Source organism: Candidatus Magnetaquicoccus inordinatus (genome assembly GCF_004217665.1).
GTDB lineage: Bacteria > Pseudomonadota > Magnetococcia > Magnetococcales > Magnetaquicoccaceae > Magnetaquicoccus > Magnetaquicoccus inordinatus.
Genome location: NZ_RXIU01000174.1, coordinates 1 through 7,713 on the forward strand (window position 1 = coordinate 1; position 7,713 = coordinate 7,713).

Genomic DNA, 7,713 nt, shown 5'->3' on the forward strand with positions numbered 1-7,713 from the left:
GGGGACCAGCCCGGCCCCAACACAGAATAAAACAATAAAAGCAATATTAATCGTAAACAATCTTAACTTAAATCATACAAGATAGCGCAAAACTCTCTTCACCAGAGCAGGTACTGTCAAAATCTTCCACCTTCAAGAGGGCGACAAGCCACATTCAGCTTGCTCTGTTCACAGGCATTGATGCAGATATACCTGGACAGAATTAACCCACCTGTCTGATTTTATTCGTTTATATAGTGTAGCAACACATTCTCAAACTGGGATGCCGTATCCTGGAAAACAGGCCGTGCACACTGGGGTGGAGCATGATACTCCGAGGGAAACAACAGAGAGATCTTCATGGTATTTTACCTCCCGATACAGTGATTCATCTGAATCACGTTTCATTATCCATCCTTGGCTGGAGGTGAGTTGTTCATTTTACAGGGCCAACCCTAACCCTGGCGATTTATCCTGACCGAGAGGTCTGGTATAAACCTGGCGAGCAACCTTCCTGGTTACCCGGTGCGTCATCAGTCCATCATGGAGCTGACTCACTTAAAGTGACTTGATTCTGAGGAGTTGCTTTGTTCAGTACCGTCACCCTATGCCTTACTTATCGGTTTGTTGGCCGTTGACTTGAGAGAAAAAATGGGGTGTGGACCATTTTTCTCTCAAACAACGCCTAACAGATTGTTAATTATGTTTTTTTTCTGCCATAGGAATGCCAAGCTCGTTGGCCAATTGCACCGCCTGCTCGTTATCCATCTTGTTGAGGATCTTGGCAGCCACCTTTTCCTTCATCACCTTGAGCACCAAAACCGCCGTATCACGATCCATCGATTTCAAACCTTCGGCAGCCGCTTTGGCCTTCATCCCAGAGAGAATTTTTGCCAAACGGGTAATGTTGGCATCATCCACCACCTTCTCTTTTTCCAGATTGGCGCGAATCTCATTACGCAATGCCTCCAGAGAAGCCACACGCTTGGCCAGCTTTTCTTCCAAACGTTTCAGATCCGCTTCCCGCAGATCGAGCCATTTGGCCCGTTTTTCCAGTTCGACCCGACGTTTTTCCAAGTCATTCAATAAACTTGCTGGATCTCCAATCCCGACCGCCTTGTCTTCTCCTGCAGCGGACTCTTTTCCTTTATCCTTGGCTGCAGGTTGCGCAGTTGCGCCTGGCTTGCCGGCTGCTGGTGCCGCTGCTTTGGCAGGAGCAGCCGCTTCGGCAGCCGCCGCCTCAGAGATGCCGATTTTCCAAACGGACTCCTGGGAAACAGCACACAACAATGTTGCCGAAAGACAGAGAGCGGAGAGCAGCGGTATACCAAACCGTCTATGGGGTTTGCCATGCCATTCCCGCATCCGTTGTGGCGAGCCCATCATTCTACATCTCCTTCTTGCCTGAAATAGGTTTGATTCCGCAGCACACCCACCATATCCATTGCCTTTTTTTCATTCCGTTCTGCCTGTTCATGTTGCCGCAATTTTTCACGCTCCGCCAGCTTTTCCGCTTGCCGAAGCTGCATGCGTGCGGCCAACCATGCCTCTTTTGCCTTTTCCATATCCAATTGGGCGGCGGCAATCATCTGTTGCAAACGTTGACGGCGCCAGGATTGTCCACGCAAAAAATCATCCATCATCCCCGCAGCCAATACAGGTTTGGCAGCCCGATCCTCGTGACCGCTTAAAGAGAGGCGCATGGCTGATTGTTCTTCTGTTGTCTGCTGATCCAATTTGCCGAGATCCTGCTTCAGCCCCTCCAAGCGCGCCAAAACACGCGCAAAAACCGTACCGTTGCTCTCTTCCCGAATGCGCCGCAATTCGACCAGACGATTAAAGCGATTTGCCACAATGCACGTTCTCTCTCGCCAAAGTCACAATAATAAGCCACACTGTAACGGCAAGGCCGCCCTATAATCCAGTAAACAAATGGAGAGCCACTTAATCAATGCAGATGAGTCAGTGTGTTGCCGGACAAACAAGCAATCTGCATGCCCCCCTTTGCGCCAGGATAGCACCATGAAAAAATTTTTTCCACTAACTGTTTATTGGTTTTTAGCGAGTTGGCTCTTTTGTATGCTACCGATTTGGCCACTTGCTGCTTCTGGCAAGAAGGGAGTCACTCTGGTAACCGGTCCAGAGACGGCAGACTTGCTGATGGCCTTGGGTGAACCTCTGCAAAAAATTGCCGGCATTCGCTCGGGAGAAATTCGTTTTCATGTCCTGCTGGACCAATCATTGAATGCCTTGGCCTTGCCTGGTCAACATGTTGTTTTGAACAGCGGCTTGATCTTGTCTGTCCGTGATCGCGATGAACTGGCAGCGGTTATTGCCCATGAATTGGCACATCTGGCAGCAGGACACCATATCCAGTTGGAGGGAACGCTGAAAGATGTCACCTTGCGTACCATGGCCACCATGGCTGCCGGTATCGCCGCTGGGGTGGCAACAGGCAACAGTCAAATTGCCCAGGCAGCCATTATGGGAGGATCCGCCGCCTCACAAAGCACCTTGCTGGATAGCATGCGCGACAAGGAGACGCAAGCCGACCGTTTGGCGATTCACTATCTAGCGGAAGCGGGATTTGATCCACAGGGCATGGTCCGTTTTATGGAGCGCATCAATCGGGAACAGCGCATCAGCAATCTCCCTCCCCCCTATTTGCTGACCCATCCGCTCAGTTCACAACGGTTGATGGAGGGTCAACAACAGATTGATGCCCTGAGCTCACCTGATGAAGGTGCGACCTTCAACAAACAGCGGCGCGAACAGCAGGCAGGGGGCAAGCAGAGAGTGGGCGCAGCCAGTCAGACACTGGAAGAGCATCAATTCCTCCTGGCGCGTGCACAAGCGGTTCTCGAAGCGGGTACCAGCTCAGATTTGCAAGGGGTGCTTGGCCGTTTTCGCAAACAATTGGATCTGGATCCTGACAATGTGGCGATTCGTTACGGTCTGGCAGTAGGCCAGCGCTATATGGGACAATTGGCGGCAGCAGAAGCAGATTTGGCAACCTTGCTCAAAAGGCGGCCAACCGACCCCTATCTGCTGCGTGAACGTGGTCTGGTGCGTTTGGAACAGGGCAAACCGGAAAGCGCGGAGAGCGATTTTCGCACCGCTTTGCAATATCAACCGAAAAAAACCAACGCTGATCTGCTCTATCGTCTGGCATTTGCCCTGCACGAACAAGAAAAATGGCCAGAGGCCAGTCGTATTTTACGTCCTTTGACCTTGGAAAACCCACTTTCGGCAGAATATCTCTATCTGCTCGGAGTGGTGGAGGGCAAACAAAACCATTTGGGTGCGAGCCATCTGGCATTGGCACGTTATCACTATCTGATTGCCGAAAAGAAGGTTGCCAAGTGGCATTATCAAGAGGCGATTCGCCAATTTGCGACAGGCGATGCCGGTAAAAATATTGCTCGCGATGAGATGGCCAAGCTGGATCAATTGGACAAATCGCTCTTTCGTCGCGGCGAAGCTAACGAATAAGACACCCTCTTCCCCTCATCAGGCATCGCGGCAGGCGCTGCTGCAAAAGGGTTTATCTTGGTGCCAGAGGATCATCTGTTGCGGAATCAAGGTTCCACAACGACTACAGCGGGATAAAGCCTGTGTGGGTTGTTCTTGCTGCTGGCGTACTGCTGGCGCTGGTGGATGCAACCAGCGCCAGATCACTCTGACGGCCCAAATCGCCAGCCCGATCAACAACAGTGTACGCAGCAGATTCAGCATGGGCCAAACACTCCATCTATTGAGTGGCCTGTTCCCGGCTCCGCGATTGGTGATACAAAGCGGAAAAATTGATGGGATCCAACACGATCGGTCGGAACCCTCCCTGGGTGATCATCTCGGAGACCAAATGACGCACATACGGAAAAAGGATCGATGGACATTCAATACCCAACATTGGGGCAATCAATTCGCGTGGCATGTTGCGCAATAAAAAGAGACCGGCAAAGGTGAGCTCTACCAAAAACAGTGTCCGTTCGCCATTTACCATCTTGACAGTCACATGCAGCGTTGCCTCAAAATGATCCGGCCCTTTTTGCACTGCGCCAGTTTCCAAATTAAAATCCACCTGTGGCTCGGTCTCTTCACGAAAAATCTCTGGTGCATTGGGATTTTCAAAGGAGAGATCTTTCAGATACAGCTTTTCCACATGAAATACAGGGGTATTTTCCGCCTGCTGCGCGTTTGCGTCGTTTTGGGCAAGTGTTTCATCAGACATGGTGGCTGCCTTAAGTAAAAAGAGGTGGAGATAGCCTTTTACGCACAGAGCTCCCTATGCTCTGCACATGCAAAAATCAGGGATGTCTGGCGCTCCCGTTTACGATGGTAACGCTGCAGCAGATTCGCTTGCTGGGGCAACATCCTGGGTCAACGCATCGGTAGCGTTGCGCGTTCTATTACGACGCCGACGTACTCTTTTCTTGCCGGTCGTTGCTGCTGCCTCACTCTCCTCGGAGGCAGATATTACCGTATCCTCTGTCTGGCCAGTATCGCCAGCAGCAATAGAGGGCGCAACCGTCTTTGGCGCAACAAAACTATTTTTGCCTTTGCGCTGGATCATTGCTCTTTTTGTGCTGCCAGCAGCCATGCTACGCGGTTGTGATGAGGAGAGAGGACGATGCAACTCAACAAACAGCTCATCGGGTGCCCAGGCCACATAGATTTTGCCGCAATAGGCTTCAATCTGTTCCAAGCGATAGGCCCCCTCCTCATCTACCAGAGAGATGGCATCTCCTTTGGCTCCAGCACGTGCGGTTCTGCCGATGCGATGCAAATAATCCTCGGCATTTTCAGGCAGATCAAAATTGATGACATGGGTAACACCATCAATATGCAAGCCTCTTCCTGCCACATCGGTGGCGATCAAAACCGGCAACTCTCCAGACTGAAAACGCTGCAAGACCCTTAATCGTTTTGCTTGCGGTACATCGCCCGAAAGATAGCCACTGACCACACCATTTGCTTCCAACCAATTTTGCAGAGTCTCACCCATACGTTTGGTATTGGTAAAAATCATGATGCGCCCTGGGACTGCGCCATCACTCTCTGCCAAATCACGATGCAGCAAGCCCACCAACAGACTGATCTTTTTTCTCCCCTCGATATGATACAGGCATTGGGTTACCTGCTGTACTGTCTTGACATCCATTGGGGTGGAGACCACCTCTGGGGAGTCCATATATTCGTAGGAAAGCTCTTGGGCCCGATAGGAGAGGGTAGCGGAAAACAGCATGGAGAGGCGCTGGCTATGGGGAGGCAAACGGCGCAGCAAATAGCGCAGATCGGCGATAAAACCCATATCAAACATGCGATCAGCTTCATCAATCACCAGGGCTTGCACTTGATCACAGTGATAGGTTTTCTGTTTGAGATAATCAATCAGACGACCCGGTGTGCCAATCAGCAGATCAACCACCCCTTCTGACAGCGCCAGACGCTGTTTTTCATAGTCCACACCACCATATACAGCGAGAATGTGCAGACCGGTATGGGCGGCCAAAGTGCGGGCATCCTGTTCAATCTGCACCACCAATTCACGGGTGGGTGCAATGATCAGAATACGTGGAGTCCCTGGTGTGGTGCTGGGGAGAACGGTAGAGCTGTCCTGGTCAACAATCCGACTGAGTGCCGCAATGAGAAAAGCAGCCGTTTTGCCAGTACCGGTCTGAGCCTGTCCGGCCACATCACGGCCGGCCAGGGTCAGGGGCAAGGTCAATGCCTGAATAGGCGTACACTCGGTAAATCCACATGCCCGTATACCGAGCATAACCGGTTCAGGAATAGCCAGTTCGGAAAATTTCATCAAGAGGCATGAGCCAGTGCCAAACCCTTTACCTTGGCGTTCAAACGCTGGGCATGGCGGGCGGCCGCATTGTCATGGATAATGCCTTTCCGTGCGGTTACAGCCAACACGGATACCGCTTGACGCAATGCCTCTTCTGCACCTGGCAGATCCTTTGCGTCAACAGCGGACAATACTTTTTTGCAGAAGGTACGCATACGTGCTTTGGCACTGCGATTGCGGCTATTACGTTTCTCCGACCGCTCCACATCCTTAAGAGAGGATTTAATATTTGCCACGGAACAAAAACTCCCTATTGCTGAATAAGTGATCCTGACAGGATACCAGATTGATTGACTTTTCTCAACCCGTTCAAATCATGTCGCAAAGGTTTTTTATCCATGTCTTCTGAATCGGTCCCCTCCTCGCCCTCCTCGGCTCCTGTACCCAGCCGTCGCAACCTGATGCGTGCCATGGGTACAATCAGTTTATTTACCTTATTATCCCGTATCATGGGCTTTATTCGTGACATGGTTTTGGCGCATCATTTTGGAGCGGGAATGGGTGCGGATGCCTTTTTTGTCGCTTTCAAGCTGCCCAATTTTTTGCGTCGCCTGTTTGCGGAAGGGGCATTCAATACCGCCTTTATCCCGGTATTCAGCGACTATGTCGCCAGCGGCAACCGGGAGGCAGCACGGGAAGCAGCACAAGCCATCTTTACCGCCTTGACCGTCATATTATTGTTGGTGGTGTTACTGGGCCAACTCTTTATGCCTTTTGTAGTCTATATCGCCGCTCCTGGCTTTGCCGAGCAAACAGACAAATTTCAATTGACTGTGGATCTGACGCGGATCACCTTTCCCTACATTTTATTTATCTCTCTGGTGGCCATGGCCAGCGGCATATTAAACTGCTACAACAAATTTGCCCTGCCGGCGCTCAATCCGTTGTTGTTAAATTTATGCCTGATTTTTGGAGCACTTATTGTGGCGCCACAGTTGGATCAACCCATCATGGGCTTGGCCATCGGCGTGTTATTGGGTGGCATCGTGCAACTGGCCATGCTCTGGCCGGCACTCAAGCAGTTGGGTATTCCTCTGAAAATGCGTTGGCAAACCCTTTCCAAGGAGCACCGACATCCGGCTATTGGCCGTTTGCTCTCCTTGATGGGCCCTTCTGTTTTGGGTGTCTCCGTGGCCCAGATCAATCTGTTGGTTGATCTCTTCATCGCCTCCTGGTTACCCGCAGGCTCCATCTCTTACCTCTACTATGCCGATCGTTTGGTGGAATTTCCATTAGGCTTGATTGGCATTGCCATGGGTACGGCAATTTTGCCCAGCTTTTCGGCACGAGTTGCCCATAATGATCTGGATGGATTACGCCATGATTTGGATTTTGCTTTACGCTTGATGCTCTTTATCAACATTCCGGCGACTGCCGGTTTGCTGACCTTGCGCGAACCGATTCTCTCTCTGTTGTTTGAAAGAGGTGCGTTCAACAGTGAGATCACGCACTTGACAGCCAACGCACTCTTTGCCTATGGTCTCGGTTTAAGCGCCTTCTCGGCTATCAAAATTGCTGCTCCGGTATTTTATTCCCTGAAAGATACGCGCACTCCGGTGCGGATTGCCATTATCTGTATGCTGGCCAATATCCTCTTCAGTTTACTGCTTCTGGTACCGTTGCAGCATGCCGGTTTGGCTTTGGCTACATCATTGTCTGCCTTTTTGAATGCCGGACTACTGTTTTACCATTTGCGCAGCAAAGTGGGCTATCGTCCCGGAACCTCGGTGTGGACTCTGTTTGCCAAAACGGTTGTGGCAACCAGTGTGATGACCCTGTTTCTCTATTGGAGCCAAACCACCTTTTGGCAACCTGCCGCTTCCACAATATATAAGGCCATGGTTTTGCTTCCTATCCTGTTGACTGGTGGTCTGCTG

General features: G+C 51.0%; 8 protein-coding genes. 2 read left to right on the forward strand and 6 right to left on the reverse strand.

Annotated features, from left to right (window positions below; genetic code table 11):
* Positions 1 to 675 precede the first annotated feature (675 nt).
* Both EJP87_RS11805 and fliJ read right to left on the reverse strand, forming a co-directional pair.
* Positions 676 to 1,365: a MotE family protein gene (locus EJP87_RS11805; RefSeq protein ID WP_130472081.1), complete on the reverse strand. Its 690-nt coding sequence runs from the start codon at positions 1,363 to 1,365 to the stop codon at positions 676 to 678.
* The gene (gene fliJ, locus EJP87_RS11810; protein WP_193771327.1) at positions 1,362 to 1,832 is read right to left on the reverse strand and encodes a flagellar export protein FliJ; all 471 of its coding nucleotides are present in this window, start codon (positions 1,830 to 1,832) and stop codon (positions 1,362 to 1,364) included. The genes EJP87_RS11805 and fliJ overlap by 4 nt, the downstream gene beginning before the upstream one ends.
* A gap of 169 nt (positions 1,833 to 2,001) precedes the next feature.
* Between fliJ and EJP87_RS11815 the strand changes: the two genes are divergently transcribed.
* Positions 2,002 to 3,471: a M48 family metalloprotease gene (locus EJP87_RS11815; RefSeq protein ID WP_193771328.1), complete on the forward strand. Its 1,470-nt coding sequence runs from the start codon at positions 2,002 to 2,004 to the stop codon at positions 3,469 to 3,471.
* 18 nt (positions 3,472 to 3,489) lie between these two features.
* Here EJP87_RS11815 and EJP87_RS11820 read toward each other — a convergent pair whose 3' ends face one another.
* The 4 genes from EJP87_RS11820 to rpsT form a co-directional block, all read right to left on the reverse strand.
* Positions 3,490 to 3,714 (reverse strand): PP0621 family protein, encoded by a 225-nt coding sequence (locus EJP87_RS11820; protein ID WP_130472084.1) that lies wholly within the window; start codon positions 3,712 to 3,714, stop codon positions 3,490 to 3,492.
* Between the two features lie 16 nt (positions 3,715 to 3,730).
* On the reverse strand, positions 3,731 to 4,210 hold the full coding sequence (gene secB, locus EJP87_RS11825) for a protein-export chaperone SecB (protein ID WP_130472085.1): 480 nt from the start codon (positions 4,208 to 4,210) through the stop codon (positions 3,731 to 3,733).
* 99 nt (positions 4,211 to 4,309) lie between these two features.
* The gene (locus tag EJP87_RS11830) at positions 4,310 to 5,794 is read right to left on the reverse strand and encodes a DEAD/DEAH box helicase (protein ID WP_130472086.1); all 1,485 of its coding nucleotides are present in this window, start codon (positions 5,792 to 5,794) and stop codon (positions 4,310 to 4,312) included.
* Positions 5,794 to 6,072, reverse strand: coding sequence for a 30S ribosomal protein S20 (rpsT, locus tag EJP87_RS11835; RefSeq protein WP_130472087.1), 279 nt, complete (start codon positions 6,070 to 6,072; stop codon positions 5,794 to 5,796). Before rpsT ends, EJP87_RS11830 begins: the two co-directional genes overlap by 1 nt.
* Before the next feature lie 102 nt (positions 6,073 to 6,174).
* Here rpsT and murJ point away from each other — a divergent pair.
* The coding region (gene murJ / locus EJP87_RS11840) for a murein biosynthesis integral membrane protein MurJ (RefSeq protein WP_130472088.1) at positions 6,175 to 7,713 on the forward strand (1,539 nt) is incomplete at its 3' end.